The organism is Burkholderia sp. BDU5 (genome assembly GCF_001522845.1).
Lineage (GTDB): Bacteria > Pseudomonadota > Gammaproteobacteria > Burkholderiales > Burkholderiaceae > Burkholderia > Burkholderia mayonis.
In genome coordinates, this window is record NZ_LOWC01000045.1 from 37,208 (window position 1) to 50,257 (window position 13,050).

Genomic DNA, 13,050 nt, shown 5'->3' on the forward strand with positions numbered 1-13,050 from the left:
GACATCGCAATGAACGCACCTCTCACCGCGGCGGCCCGCCGCACGAAGAAGCTCCCGCCGCTGCGCGTCGGCATCGGCGGCCCCGTCGGCTCCGGCAAGACGACGCTCCTCGAAATGCTCTGCAAGGGCATGCGCGACCGTTACGACCTCGTCGCGATCACGAACGACATCTATACGAAGGAAGACCAGCGCCTCCTGACGATCGCGGGCGCGCTGCCCGAGGAACGGATCATGGGCGTCGAGACAGGCGGCTGCCCGCACACGGCGATCCGCGAAGACGCGTCGATCAATCTCGAGGCGGTCGACCGGATGCTCTCGCGCTTCCCGGATGCGGACATCGTCTTCATCGAATCGGGCGGCGACAATCTCGCCGCGACGTTCAGTCCCGAGCTGTCGGACCTGACGATCTACGTGATCGACGTCGCGGGCGGCGAGAAGATTCCGCGCAAGGGCGGCCCGGGGATCACGAAATCGGACCTGCTCGTGATCAACAAGACGGACCTCGCGCCGCTCGTCGGCGCGAACCTCGACGTGATGGCGTCCGACACGAAGAAGATGCGCGGCGAGCGCCCGTACGTGATGTGCAACCTGAAGGCGCTCGACGGCGTCGCCGACGTGATCGCGTTCATCGAGAAGAAAGGATTGCTGACGGTCTGAGCGTTCCGCGTCGCGCGATCGCAAGACCGCGAGACGCCGCTGTCGCGCGATGCGACGCGATGCGATGGCCGCGACAGCGGCAACGCCGCCGTCGCACGGCCCCGCACGGCCCCGCACGGCCCCGCCCGGCGCTCAGTCGATCGCCGCGCCCGCGTCGAGCCCGCCCGCGGCGCCGTCGTCGCTTGCCGCCGACACGACGCGCGGCGGCGGCAGCAGCGCATTCAGCACGTCGACCGTGCGCGCGGTCGCACCGCGATGCCGCGCGGCGAACGCGGCGCCCGCCGCGCCCATCGCGATGCGGCGCGCGTGATCGGCGAACAGCGCGTCGAGTGTGCGCGCGAGATCGAACGGATCCCGCACCTGCGCGCATGCACCCGCCGCGACCGCGTCGGCCGTGGCCTGCGTGAAGTTGAACACGTGCGGCCCGATCAGCACCGGCACGCCGACCGCGCACGCCTCGATCAGGTTCTGCCCGCCGAGCGGCAGCAGGCTGCCGCCGATGAACGCGACGTCGGCGGCCGCGTAGTACGCGCCCAGTTCGCCCATCGAATCGCCGAGCAGCACCGCGACGTCCGCCGGCAGCGCCGAAGCGGCCGGCCGGCCGGCCGCGGCCGCTGCCGCGTCGGCCGCCCATTCGGTGCGGCGCACGTGGCGCAGCCCGCGCCGCTCGACGAGCGCCGCGACTTCCGCAAAGCGCTGCGGATGGCGCGGCACGAGAATCAGCAGTGCGTCCTGCGTCTTCAGCGCGGCGAACGCATCGAGCACGAGCGCCTCTTCACCGTCGCGCGTGCTCGCCGCGACCCACACCGGCCGATCGCCGATCGCCGCGCGCCACGCGCGTGCTCGCGCGGCGAGCTCGGGCGGCGTCGACATGTCGAACTTCAGATTGCCGAGCACCGCGACGTTGCGTGCACCGAGCGACGTCAACCGCTCCGCGTCGGCCGGACTTTGCGCGAGCACCCGCGAAAGACCGCCGAACACTTCGCGCGCGGCCGAGCCGAACTTCGCCGCGCGCCTGAACGAGCGCGCCGACATTCGCGCGTTCGTCAGCACGAGCGGCACGTCGGCGCGACGGCATTCGTCGATGAGCGTCGGCCAGACTTCGGTCTCCATCACGAGTCCGAGCGACGGCCGCCATGCATGCAGGAAGCGCCGCACGGCGTGCGGCAGATCGTACGGCAGATAGCAGCGCGACACACGCTCGCCGAAGATCTGCTCGCCCGTCGCGCGGCCGCTCGGCGTCATGTGCGTGAGCAGGACGTGCACGTCGGGTCGCGCGCGCATCAACGCGTCGATGAGCGGCTGCGCGGCGCGCGTCTCGCCGACCGACACCGCATGCACCCAGACGATCGGCGTCGGCTCGTCGACGCCGCGCGCGCCCGCGCGGCCCGGTCCGAAGCCGAAGCGCTCGCCGATGTGCTCGCGATAGCCGCGCTCCTTGCGCGAGCGCCACAGGAGACGCAGCACCGCGAGCGGCGCGATCAGCCACCACAGCGCACGATAGATCGCTCTCAGCATCGCGCGGCAGCTCCGGCGATGAAAACGTCGCGCGCGCTCAAACGAGGGCCCTGCCCTGCAGGCGTTCGAGAATGCCGAGCGGCGCGCGCGCCGGTTGGACCATCGCGCCGACCGGCAGGAAGAAGGTCTGCTCGAGCATGAACTGGCCGGACATCACCGCGTGCGACGCCTGATCGGAGAAACAGACCCACACGCTGCCCGACGGGAACGGCATCGTCTGCTGCGGGCTGTTCTTCTGATAGTCGAGATCGGCCTTCATGCCGTCGTGCAGGTTCAGCATCAGGTGATCGTATGCACTGCGACGCGTCTTCGTCACGTGCAGCAATCCGAGCAGCCACGCGGAACCCGGCAACTGCGGCTTGATGTGCGGCAGGAAGCGCTTCGCGACGTCCTCGAACGGCTCGCCGACGCGCCACACGCGCGGCACGCCCGCCGGATTCACGTTCGTGAACACGCGCAGGATCCGCTCGCCGTAGTTCGGCCGCGACGGAAACGCGTCGACGTGCAGGCGGCTGTCGTCCTTGCGCCACGACGTCTGGCGCGTCTCGACCTGCATCAGGCGCAGGCTCGTCGGCGCGACGCGCAGCTTGCCGCGATACTCGGGAAAGAGCCCGTCGACGAGCGTGCCCGCCTGCTTCTGGAAGCGCGCGATCAGCGCGCGCACGGCCGATTGGGTGACGGCATCGCCGACCACGCCGGCGAGCGCGCCGCCGTTCGGCGCGAGACTGATGTTCTTACGTTTCGGATCGGCGAGCGCGGGATCGAGGAGCGCTTCCTCGCCGCCTTCGATCGCGAAGCGCAGATGCGGAAAGAACAGCACCTTGCCGTCCTCGAGGCCGCCGAGCAGTTGCTCGCGCGGCACGGACAGTTGTTGCCCGCTCCAGTCGGCGGACGCAATTTCGATGATCTGGGATTCGCTCATGATCGCCTATCGGGATTACAAGAGGCCGAACGACGCGAGTGCGTCCTTCACCTGCGAAAGGGACGGCGGCGCGCCGGCGGTGCCGAGGTTGACGACGTCGGGCGACCAGTAGCCGCCCGTGCGCCAGGCCGTCGCGAAATTGTACAGTTCGACCGTCGGACGCTTCAGCGCCGCCGCGATGTGGACGAGTCCCGTGTCGACGCCGACCGTCGCCGCCGCGCCGTCAATGAGGCCGACGACCGCGGGCAGCGACAGCTTCGGCGGCACGATCGCCGCCGCGCCGAACGCCTTCGCGAGGCGCTCGCTCGTCGCGCGCTCGGCGTCGCTGCCCCATGGCAGCACGAGCGACGCGCCGCGCCGCACGAGCGCTTCGCCGAGGGCGATCCACGCGTCGTCGGGCCATTGCTTGTCGGCGCGCGACGTCGCATGGACGAACACGACATACGGCACCGGCAGGTTCAGATCGAGCGGCGCGAGCGCGCGCGACGCGCCGCGCGTGTCGAGGCCGAAATCGATCGAATCGTCCGGCGTCGGCGCGGGATCGCCGAACGCGGCCGCGACGAGCTGCCGCGAACGCTCGACGACGTGCGTGCGCGGCGCGATCGGCACGCGCTTGTCATAGAAGAAGCGCACCGGCCACTCGTAGCCGGCGCCGTCGGTGCGGTTGCCGAGGCCGACGAGCGGCCCGCGCGCCCAGCTCGCGACCCACGCGGTCTTGATGAGCCCCTGGCAGTCGATCACGAGGTCGTAACGCTCTTCCGCGAGGCGCCGCCGGAACGCGCGGATCTCGCGCCACGTCGCGGACGAGCCGGGATGCTTGCGCCAGCGCCGCAGCGAGAACGGCAGCACGTTGCGCACGCCGTCGACGAGCCGCACGAGGTCGGCGAAGCCTTCCTCGACGAGCCAGTCGATCTGCGCATCGGGATGGCGCCGGCGGATGTCGGCGATCACCGGCATGTTGTGCACGACGTCGCCGAGCGACGACACGCGCACGATCAGAATTTTTTGCACGCTGAAAGAGAGGACCGGCAGCCGCCGGCACAGGCCGAAAGGACGGATTTTATCGCGCCGGGCGGCCGACACAGACAAAAAGCGGCGAACGCACGAATGCTTCGCCGCTTTTTCGACAAGGCTTGCGTCAGCGCAAGGCCGGCCATGCCGCCCGCGCGGCGCGACGCGCCGAAGTCAAGCTCAGAACGGCAGGTTCGCGTCCGGCTTCGCCGCCTTCAGCGCGCGCCGGAAATCGTCCTGGATCCGCGCGAGCGCCGCCTCGGTCGTCGCCTCGAAGCGCAGCACGACGACGGGCGTCGTGTTCGACGAGCGCGCGAGGCCGAAGCCGTCCGGATACTCGACGCGCAGGCCGTCGATCGTCACGACCTCATCGGCGCCGTCGAACTTCGCGTCGGCGCGCAGCTTGTCGATCAGCTTCACGTTCTCGCCTTCCTCGAGCTTCAGCTGCAGCTCGGGCGTCGACACCGCGTTCGGCAGGCCGTTCAGCAGCGCGCTCGGATCCGCGACGCGCGCGAGGATCTCGAGCAGGCGCGCGCCGGTGTAGAGACCGTCGTCGAAGCCGTACCAGCGATCCTTGAAGAACACGTGGCCGCTCATCTCGCCCGCGAGCGGCGCGCCCGTTTCACGCAGCTTCGCCTTCACGAGCGAATGGCCCGTCTTCCACATCAGCGGCTCGCCGCCCTTCTCGCGCACCCAGTGCGCGAGATTGCGCGTGCACTTCACGTCGTAGATGATCTGCGCGCCCGGGTTGCGCGACAGCACTTCCTCGGCGAACAGCATCAGTTGGCGATCCGGATAGATGATCTGGCCGTCCTTCGTGACGACGCCGAGACGATCGCCGTCGCCGTCGAACGCGAAACCGATCTCGGCATCGGTTTCCTTCAGCTTCGCGATCACGTCCTGCAGGTTCTCCGGGTGCGCCGGGTCCGGATGGTGGTTCGGGAAGTTGCCGTCGATGTCGGTGAAGAGCTCGACGAGCTCGCAGCCGAGCGCCTTGAACAGGCGCGCGGCGAGCGGGCCCGCAACGCCGTTGCCCGCGTCGACGACGAGCTTCAGCGGCCGCGCGGGCTCGATGTCGCCGACGATGCGATCGACGTATTGATCGGCGACATCGTATTGCTCATACGAACCGCTGCCGGTTTCGAAACGCGCGTCGACGATGCGCTGGTAGAGGGCCTGGATCTGGTCGCCGTAGATCGCGGCGCCGCGCAGCACCATCTTGAAGCCGTTGTAATCCGGCGGATTGTGGCTGCCCGTGACCACGATGCACGAGTCGACGCGGCGCTCGCCGTTCGCGAGCGCGAGCGGCACGCTCGCCGCGAAATAGCCGACGGGCGTCGGCACCATGCCGACGTCGACGACGTCGACCCCCGACGCGCGCAGCCCTTCTGCGAGCGCGCCGACGAGCTCGGGGCCCGACAGGCGACCGTCGCGCGCGACGACGACCGCATCGCCGCCCTGCGCGCGCACTTCGCTGCCGAACGCGCGGCCGATCGCACGCGCGACGTCGGCGTCGAGCGTCTTGCCGATCACGCCCCGGATATCGTATGCCTTGAAGATGGATTGGGAGATCATCGATTCACTCTCTGTGTCGTCCATAAAAATTTTGGCCGCCTCAACGCGAATGCGTAAAAAATTGTCGCCCGAACCGACCGACGCGGGGCAATGCATGGCACGCCGATGCCTGAAGCGAATCCGATCCAACTTATAATCGCTGGTTTCAGCTACGCCGATCGCGCCCATTTTAATGCCTGATTGCTTCATTGCAGCAAAACCGCTCCCGCGGACGGCCGGCCCGGTCATCTCGCGCACGTTTTCCTGCTGCGCGCCATGCTGAAATCCAGGCTTTCGAATCCCGACGTCGCCAAGGCCGTCGCGAACCTCGCGTGGCTCGGCGTCGAACGCGTCACGCAGATCGGCGTCGCGATCGTCGTGAGCGGCCTCCTCGCCCGCTACTTCGGCCCTGAAGCGTTCGGCAAATGGCAATACGCGAACACGCTCCTCCTCGTCCTCGCGCCGCTCACGTGGGTCTGCGGCGCGGAGATCCTCGTGCCGACGATCGTCCAGCGCGCGGGCGCGCAACTGGGCGCCGTGCTCGGCAGCGCATTCGCGCTGCGCTTCGCCGTGTCGGTCGCGGCGCTCGCGCTCACCTGGGCGGCGATCGCCCTGGGCGCGTTCGATCCGCTCGTCGGCGCGATGCTGGCGGGGCTCGCGGTCACGCTCGCGCTGCGCGAGCCGTTCGTCGGCGTCGTCAACGCGTGGCTGCAGAGCATGACGTACAGCAAGCCGCAATTGCTCGCGAGCATCGCCGCCGCGCTCGCGAAGATGGCGCTCGTGTGGCTCCTCGTACGCGCGGCCGCCGCGCCCGCGCGCTTCGGCTGGCTGTGGGCGCTCGAAGCCGCGGCGATCGCGGCCGCGCTGATCTGGTATTACCGCAGCCGCAACGGCGGTGCGCTCGGCTGGCACGTCGAGCGGCCGCTCGTGCGCGAATTCGCGACGATGGGCACCGTATTCTGGCTCGGCCTCGTCTGCATGTACCTGTTCCTGAAGCTCGACCGGCTGATGCTCGAGCGCTACGTGTCGTTCGCCGAGCTCGGCCGCTACGCGGCCGCGCAGCAGTTGAACGAAAACTGGATCACGCTCGCGCTGATGCTCGCGCAGACGATCGCGCCCGCGTTCGTCTATCGCGTGCAGGACATCGCGCGGTTGCGCCGCAACGTGTGGCGCCTCATCGGCATGACGGCCGCGCTGATGATCGCGGGCGCGCTCGTGCTCGACCTGCTCGCGGGCTTCATCATCCGCCAGGTGTTCGGCCCCGGCTTCGAGACGTCGGTCGACGTGTTCCGCTGGGCGGTGTGGCTGTCGGTGCCGGCCGGCATCGAGGCGATCGGCAATCTCGTCGTGCTCAAGTATCAGGCGAAGTTCGTGCTGCTCGCGAAATGGTCGGTGGCGCTCGCGCTCGCCGCACTCGTCAACCTGATCGCCATTCCCGCGCTCGGCCTCTACGGTGCGCTCGCGGGCCTCGCCGCCGGCTATCTCGCCGCTGCGTCGGTCAATTTCCATTACATCCGCCTGAAGCTGCGCCCATGACGCCCTCTTTCGCCACGCCCGGCGCCGCCCGCTCGCTCGTCGATGTCGCGGTGCTGATTCCCGCGTACAACGCGCACGACGATCTGCTGCGCACGCTGAAGTCGTTTCGCGAAGACGCGCCCGTGCGCGTGCTCGTCGTCGACGACGGCAGCACGCCGCCGATCGCCGCGCCCGAACTGCCGGGCCTCGCGATCGACGTGCTGCGGATGCCGCGAAACGGCGGAATCGAGCGCGCGCTCGCGGCCGGCATCGACGCGCTCGCCGCGCGCGGCTTCCGCTACGCGGCGCGCATCGACGCGGGCGACCTCGCCGCGCCCGGCCGGCTCGCGAAGCAGCGCGCGTATTTCGATGCGCATCCGGACGTCGCGGGCCTCGGCACGTGGACGCAGGTCGTGTCGCGCGACGGCCGCCCGCTCTTCATGCTGACGCCCGCCGCCGATCCGGCGACGCTGCGCCGCACGCGCTTCTTGCGCTCGCCGTTCGTGCATCCGTCGATGATGCTCGACGTCGCGGCGGTCAAGGCGGTCGGCAATTACCGGATCAAATATCGCGCGGCGGAAGACCTCGATCTTTTTTTACGGTTAATGGAACGCTACGATTGCGCGAATTTGCCGGAGCTCGGTTTGTATTACGAATTGAACGAGGGCGGCATCAGCGCGACGAAGCGGCGCCGGCAGATCGCGTCGACGCTCGCGCTGGCGCTGCATTACTTCAATCCGCTCAATCCTTACGATTGGCTCGGCGTCGCGAAAAATCTGCTTCATTTTGTAACGCCCTATTCGACGCTGCAGCGCGCGAAGCGCCTGCTGTTCGCGCCGCGCGGCGCGGCGTGACGCACCGCTTCCCATCATTTTTGCCCGAGCGTCCGATTATTTTTTTCAGCCCGACATGAGTTCCGCTTCCGCCCCGCGCATCGTTCTCGTCTGCAATACTGCGTGGGCGATCTATACGTACCGGCAAGGCCTGATCCGCATGCTGATCGCGCGCGGCGCGCAGGTGACGGTGCTCGCGCCGCGCGACCGCACGGTCGAGCCGCTCGTGCGGATGGGCTGCCGCTACGCGGCGCTGCCCATCGCATCGAAGGGCACGAGCCCGCGCGAAGACCTGCGCACGCTCGCCGCGCTCTATCGGCACTATCGGGCGATCGAGCCCGACCTCGTGTTCCATTACACGATCAAGCCGAACATCTACGGCTCGATCGCCGCGTGGCTCGCGCGCGCGCCGTCGATCGCGGTGACGACGGGCCTCGGCTACGTGTTCATCCAGAAGAGCCGCGCCGCGCAGGTCGCGAAGACGCTGTACCGCTTCGCGTTCCGCTTCCCGCGCGAAGTCTGGTTCCTGAACCGCGACGACCTCGACACGTTCACGCACGAGCAGCTCCTCGCGCATCCGGAGCGCGCGCGCCTGCTGCACGGCGAGGGCGTCGACCTCGAGCAGTTCGCGCTCGCGCCGCTGCCCGAGCGCGACACGTTCACGTTCGTGCTGATCGGCCGCCTGCTGTGGGACAAGGGCGTGCGCGAGTACGTCGAGGCCGCGCGCGTCGTGCGTGCGCAGCATCCGCGCGCGCGCTTCCAGCTGCTCGGCCCGCTCGGCGTCGACAACCCGAGCGCGATCGGCCGCGACGATGTCGACGCGTGGGTGCGCGAAGGCGTCGTCGAATACCTCGGCGAAGCGCACGACGTGCGGCCGCACATCGCCGCCGCCGACTGCGTCGTGCTGCCGTCGTATCGCGAAGGCGTGCCGCGCACGCTGATGGAGGCGTCCGCGATGGGCCGCCCGATCGTCGCGACCGACGTGCCGGGCTGCCGCGACGTCGTCGCCGACGGCGTCACGGGCCTGCTGTGCGCGGCGCGCGACAGCGCGAGCCTCGCCGCGCGGCTCGCGCGGATGCTCGACATGAGCGCGGCCGAGCGCCGCGCGATGGGCGAGCGCGGCAGGCAGAAGGTCGCCGAGGAATTCGACGAAGCGAAGGTCGTCGAACGGTATCATCAGACCATTTCCGCCCTGACGGGCGTCACACTTTGACGGAGCAATCAGCAATGAGCACGAAGGGTACGATCCTCGTCACCGGCGGCGCAGGCTATATCGGTTCGCACACCACCGTCGAGCTGCTCGAGCACGGCTACGACGTCGTGATCGCCGACAACCTCGTCAACAGCAAGCGCGAGGCAATCGCGCGGATCGAGAAGATCACCGGCAAGACGCCGGCGTTCCATGAAGTCGACGTCTGCGACGCGCGCGCGCTCGCGCCGATCTTCGACGCCCATCCGATCACGGCCGCGATCCATTTCGCGGCGCTGAAGGCGGTCGGCGAATCGGTCGCGAAGCCCGTCGAGTATTACCGCAACAACCTCGACAGCCTGCTGTCGCTGCTGCGCGTGATGCGCGACCGAAACGTGAAGCGGATCGTGTTCAGCTCGTCGGCGACCGTGTATGGCGTGCCCGAGCGCTCGCCGATCGACGAGACGTTCCCGCTGTCGGCGACCAACCCGTATGGCCAGACGAAGCTCATGGCCGAGCAGATCCTGCGCGACGTCGAGCTCGCCGATCCGGCCTGGCGCATCGCGACGCTGCGCTACTTCAACCCGGTCGGCGCGCACGAGAGCGGCCTCATCGGCGAGGATCCGGCCGGCATCCCGAACAACCTGATGCCGTATGTCGCGCAGGTCGCGGTCGGCAAGCTCGAGAAGCTGCGCGTGTTCGGCAGCGACTACCCGACGCCCGACGGCACCGGCGTGCGCGACTACATTCACGTCGTCGACCTCGCGCGCGGCCACATCGCGGCCCTCGACGCGCTCGAGCAGCGCGACGCGAGCCTCACCGTCAACCTCGGCACGGGCCGCGGCTACAGCGTCCTCGAAGTCGTGCGCGCGTTCGAGAAGGCGTCCGGGCGGCCGGTGCCGTACGAGCTCGTCGCGCGGCGCCCGGGCGACGTCGCCGAGTGCTACGCAAACCCCGCCGCCGCAGCCGAGATCATCGGCTGGAAAGCCGAATACGACCTTGATCGGATGTGCGCGGACCACTGGCGCTGGCAGGAAAACAACCCGCGCGGTTTTGTATAATCCGCTGTCCAATTTCCGGGCAATCCCATGCTCAGCTTCGCCGTCGGCTTCATCGTCTCGCTTCTCGTCACGCTGCTCATCGTCCGCTATGCGCACCTGCACGAGAAATTCTCGATCGACAACGATCTTGCCGGCGTGCAGAAATTCCATGCGCGGCCGGTGCCCCGTGTGGGCGGCGTCGGCATCCTGATCGGGCTCGTGGCCGCGACGGCGCTGCTGTCGCGCAGATATCCCGCCATCGCGGGCGGCATCCTCGGACTCGCCGCATGCGGGCTGCCTGCATTCGCATCCGGCCTGATCGAAGACCTGACGAAGAAGGTCACGCCCGCCGTGCGGCTCGCCTGCACGATGGCGGCGGCGGCGCTCGCGTTCGTGCTGATGGGCATCGCGATCACGCGCATCAGCGTGCCGCCCCTCGATTTCCTGCTCGGCTACGCGGCGATCTCGGCCGCGGTCACGGTGCTCGCCGTCGCCGCGCTCGCGAACGCGGTCAACATCATCGACGGCTTCAACGGCCTCGCGTCGATGGTCGCGTTCATGATGTTTGCGTCGCTCGCGTACGTCGCGTTCCAGGTCGGCGATCCCGTCGTGATGTCCGGCTCGATCGTGATGATGGGCGCGATCATGGGCTTCTTCATCTGGAACTTCCCGGCGGGCCTCATCTTCCTCGGCGACGGCGGCGCGTACTTCATCGGCTTCATGCTCGCCGAACTCGCGATTTCGCTCGTGATGCGGCATCGCGAAGTGTCCGCGTGGTATCCGGTGCTGCTCTTCATGTATCCGATCTTCGAGACCTGCTTCTCGATCTACCGGAAGAAGTTCGTGCGCGGGATGTCGCCGGGGATCCCGGACGGCGTGCACCTGCACATGCTCGTCTACAAGCGCCTGATGCGCTGGGCGGTCGGCACGAAGACCGCGCACGACCTGACGCGGCGCAATTCGCTGACGTCGCCTTATCTGTGGCTGCTGTGCTTAGTCGCGGTGATTCCGGCGACACTGTTCTGGCGGCATACGGTGCACCTGTTCACGTTCGTCGTGCTGTTCGCGCTCACCTATGTGTGGCTGTATGTGAGCATCGTGCGGTTTCGGGCGCCGAGGTGGATGGTGGTGCGGAAGGCGCGGCGGCATAATCACTGAGCCACAGGATTCGCGTGCAACAAAGAGACGCAGCATTGACCTGCGCCCCTAAAGTTGGACACCGATCCGACCTTTGGGGTGCTTTACTGAACCGCTTGGGTCGGACATAGCAGTCGGGGCAGCTTGGACGTGGAACGGGTCAACATTCGAGCCACCGCCGCTGTCGTTCGCGAATCAAATCCGTTCGTAGACGACGAAGTAAATGCGGACCGCGTCGGGAGCGTACTTGTAGTAAATCTTGTCGAGATAGCTGAGGTTCGGGTCGATATAGAACTGCCGCACCGCTTTGTATCGCGACGAGAGCGGCAAAGTGTCGAAGAGATCAGCGTCTACGTTCGTCCGCGGCACCAGCGCTCCGGCATGGCCTTCCTTCATCGTAAGCAGCACGAATTTCGGTTGATCCAAAAGCGCATTTTCGGCGCTCACGTGCCCGTCCGCTGTGAACACCGAATGGTATGGTGACGTCAGCCCCAGATAGTCGTACACGCGCGCGCGTATCCCGAATGGGACAATTCCTGCCTCAGACAGGACAACGGTGTCGGCGACTGTCGTTCTGCTCACGAGATAGCGCGCGACATCGAAGTGCGTAGACCGTCGCGCAACCAAGTTGTCCACGCGCACGCGCATTGGCGGCAGCGACGCATACTGGAACGCCACGACAACTGCGACGCCAAGCACCGCCATCCAGCCTCGGACATTGCTGTCAGTTAATAGGTCACCGCTCAGGCAACCCGACGCAAGCAGTGCGATTATCGGAAGGACCGGCACAACGAAGCGGTAGCCGTACATGAAGTCCCCCCCGGACACAGCGAGGAATACGAGCTGGGCGCCCATGAATGCGGCACCCAGTAGCACAGTGTCATTCTTTCGGTGGATCCAGATCGACACGACGACGGCCGGAAGCACGAGATACCCGCTTTCGGCATTGAAGCGCCATAGATACTGGCCCCCGCGGAGAACGGTTTGCGCCGTGGTGTGGACTTTCGCGAGTGCCGTGTTGGGCACCAGCGCGCCGAAGTACTCAATCCGGAACAGCTCGTAAGCACCGCCGAATATCGCGAGCAGCGCGAGCACGGCGAGGGACTGCTTGTACCCGCGTCGCCACGCCAGGTAGCTGCATGCGACTAGTCCGAAGATCGCTCCTTCCGGGCGCGTCAGTGCGACGAGGGAGGCCACGATGCCGATCGTAACCGGGTTTGCCGACGATAAAAGAAGAATGTAGAGGCCAGTGACGAGAGCCGTATAAAACATCGTTTCCAGGCCGTCAGTAGCCCACAGGGCGAAGAACGTCGAGCACGCCAGAAGCGCCATTGCAGACAGCGCGGCAATCCGGCCAAATACCCGGTCGGCGTATTGCCCGACAATAAGGATGGCTACCGCGCCAGCGATGACGCTGTAGACCTTCATCATCAACGGCATCGACAGTCCGATCTTGCCAGTAAGCGCGAGCAATGCCATCCAGACCGGATTGGAGTACCCCTCTACACGCTCGCCGATGTTGAAAATCGGACCGTGTCCGAGGGCAAGGTTGAGCGAGTAGCGCAGAGTGATATACGCGTCATCAATGCTCTCGGGAAAGAATGCGAAGGCGAGCGCGAGGAACGCCAATAGGGGTAGACCAAACGGAAGGATTTTTCGCGCAAGCATTGGCTT

11 protein-coding genes are annotated in these 13,050 nt (G+C 67.3%); 6 read left to right on the plus strand and 5 right to left on the minus strand.

The window, feature by feature from the left end:
- Positions 1 to 9 precede the first annotated feature (9 nt).
- Positions 10 to 657, plus strand: a complete 648-nt coding sequence (gene ureG / locus WS69_RS08515) for an urease accessory protein UreG (protein ID WP_010105841.1) — start codon at positions 10 to 12, stop codon at positions 655 to 657.
- A gap of 132 nt (positions 658 to 789) precedes the next feature.
- Here ureG and waaA read toward each other — a convergent pair whose 3' ends face one another.
- From waaA to WS69_RS08535, 4 genes are all read right to left on the minus strand, one after another.
- Positions 790 to 2,175 carry a lipid IV(A) 3-deoxy-D-manno-octulosonic acid transferase gene (waaA, locus tag WS69_RS08520; RefSeq protein ID WP_059470349.1) on the minus strand — a complete coding sequence of 462 codons (1,386 nt, stop codon included), beginning with the start codon at positions 2,173 to 2,175 and terminating at the stop codon, positions 790 to 792.
- A gap of 37 nt (positions 2,176 to 2,212) precedes the next feature.
- Positions 2,213 to 3,097: a Kdo hydroxylase family protein gene (locus WS69_RS08525; protein WP_059470350.1), complete on the minus strand. Its 885-nt coding sequence runs from the start codon at positions 3,095 to 3,097 to the stop codon at positions 2,213 to 2,215.
- A gap of 15 nt (positions 3,098 to 3,112) precedes the next feature.
- Entirely contained in the window at positions 3,113 to 4,180 is a 1,068-nt protein-coding gene (gene waaC, locus WS69_RS08530; RefSeq protein WP_059470351.1) for a lipopolysaccharide heptosyltransferase I, read from the minus strand.
- Between the two features lie 108 nt (positions 4,181 to 4,288).
- Positions 4,289 to 5,707 carry a phosphomannomutase/phosphoglucomutase gene (locus tag WS69_RS08535; RefSeq protein ID WP_082716049.1) on the minus strand — a complete coding sequence of 473 codons (1,419 nt, stop codon included), beginning with the start codon at positions 5,705 to 5,707 and terminating at the stop codon, positions 4,289 to 4,291.
- 156 nt (positions 5,708 to 5,863) lie between these two features.
- Here WS69_RS08535 and WS69_RS08540 point away from each other — a divergent pair, with 156 nt between their 5' ends.
- The 5 genes from WS69_RS08540 to WS69_RS08560 are packed head-to-tail and all read left to right on the plus strand — an operon-like array spanning position 5,864 to position 11,397.
- Positions 5,864 to 7,198: an oligosaccharide flippase family protein gene (locus WS69_RS08540; protein ID WP_197419229.1), complete on the plus strand. Its 1,335-nt coding sequence runs from the start codon at positions 5,864 to 5,866 to the stop codon at positions 7,196 to 7,198.
- Positions 7,195 to 8,031: a glycosyltransferase gene (locus WS69_RS08545; RefSeq protein WP_059470352.1), complete on the plus strand. Its 837-nt coding sequence runs from the start codon at positions 7,195 to 7,197 to the stop codon at positions 8,029 to 8,031. Before WS69_RS08540 ends, WS69_RS08545 begins: the two co-directional genes overlap by 4 nt.
- A 55-nt stretch (positions 8,032 to 8,086) precedes the next feature.
- A complete protein-coding gene (locus WS69_RS08550; protein ID WP_059470353.1) occupies positions 8,087 to 9,223 on the plus strand; it encodes a glycosyltransferase family 4 protein in 1,137 nt (378 codons plus the stop codon).
- Between the two features lie 14 nt (positions 9,224 to 9,237).
- Positions 9,238 to 10,260, plus strand: a complete 1,023-nt coding sequence (gene galE, locus WS69_RS08555) for a UDP-glucose 4-epimerase GalE (protein ID WP_059470354.1) — start codon at positions 9,238 to 9,240, stop codon at positions 10,258 to 10,260.
- A gap of 27 nt (positions 10,261 to 10,287) precedes the next feature.
- A complete protein-coding gene (locus tag WS69_RS08560) occupies positions 10,288 to 11,397 on the plus strand; it encodes an MraY family glycosyltransferase (protein ID WP_059470355.1) in 1,110 nt (369 codons plus the stop codon).
- A 174-nt stretch (positions 11,398 to 11,571) separates the two neighbouring features.
- Here WS69_RS08560 and WS69_RS08565 read toward each other — a convergent pair whose 3' ends face one another.
- Positions 11,572 to 13,044, minus strand: a complete 1,473-nt coding sequence (locus WS69_RS08565; RefSeq protein WP_059470356.1) for a hypothetical protein — start codon at positions 13,042 to 13,044, stop codon at positions 11,572 to 11,574.
- Positions 13,045 to 13,050 lie beyond the last annotated feature (6 nt).

Excerpts from the sequence above, each read along its gene's own strand:
- WS69_RS08560 (WP_059470355.1), top strand. The coding sequence starts at position 10,288 with ATGCTCAGCTTCGCCGTCGGCTTCATCGTCTCGCTTCTCGTCACGCTG.
- waaA (WP_059470349.1), bottom strand. The coding sequence starts at position 2,175 with ATGCTGAGAGCGATCTATCGTGCGCTGTGGTGGCTGATCGCGCCGCTC.
- WS69_RS08550 (WP_059470353.1), top strand. The coding sequence starts at position 8,087 with ATGAGTTCCGCTTCCGCCCCGCGCATCGTTCTCGTCTGCAATACTGCG.
- WS69_RS08545 (WP_059470352.1), top strand. The coding sequence starts at position 7,195 with ATGACGCCCTCTTTCGCCACGCCCGGCGCCGCCCGCTCGCTCGTCGAT.
- ureG (WP_010105841.1), top strand. The coding sequence starts at position 10 with ATGAACGCACCTCTCACCGCGGCGGCCCGCCGCACGAAGAAGCTCCCG.
- WS69_RS08525 (WP_059470350.1), bottom strand. The coding sequence starts at position 3,097 with ATGAGCGAATCCCAGATCATCGAAATTGCGTCCGCCGACTGGAGCGGG.
- WS69_RS08565 (WP_059470356.1), bottom strand. The coding sequence starts at position 13,044 with ATGCTTGCGCGAAAAATCCTTCCGTTTGGTCTACCCCTATTGGCGTTC.
- galE (WP_059470354.1), top strand. The coding sequence starts at position 9,238 with ATGAGCACGAAGGGTACGATCCTCGTCACCGGCGGCGCAGGCTATATC.
- WS69_RS08535 (WP_082716049.1), bottom strand. The coding sequence starts at position 5,707 with ATGGACGACACAGAGAGTGAATCGATGATCTCCCAATCCATCTTCAAG.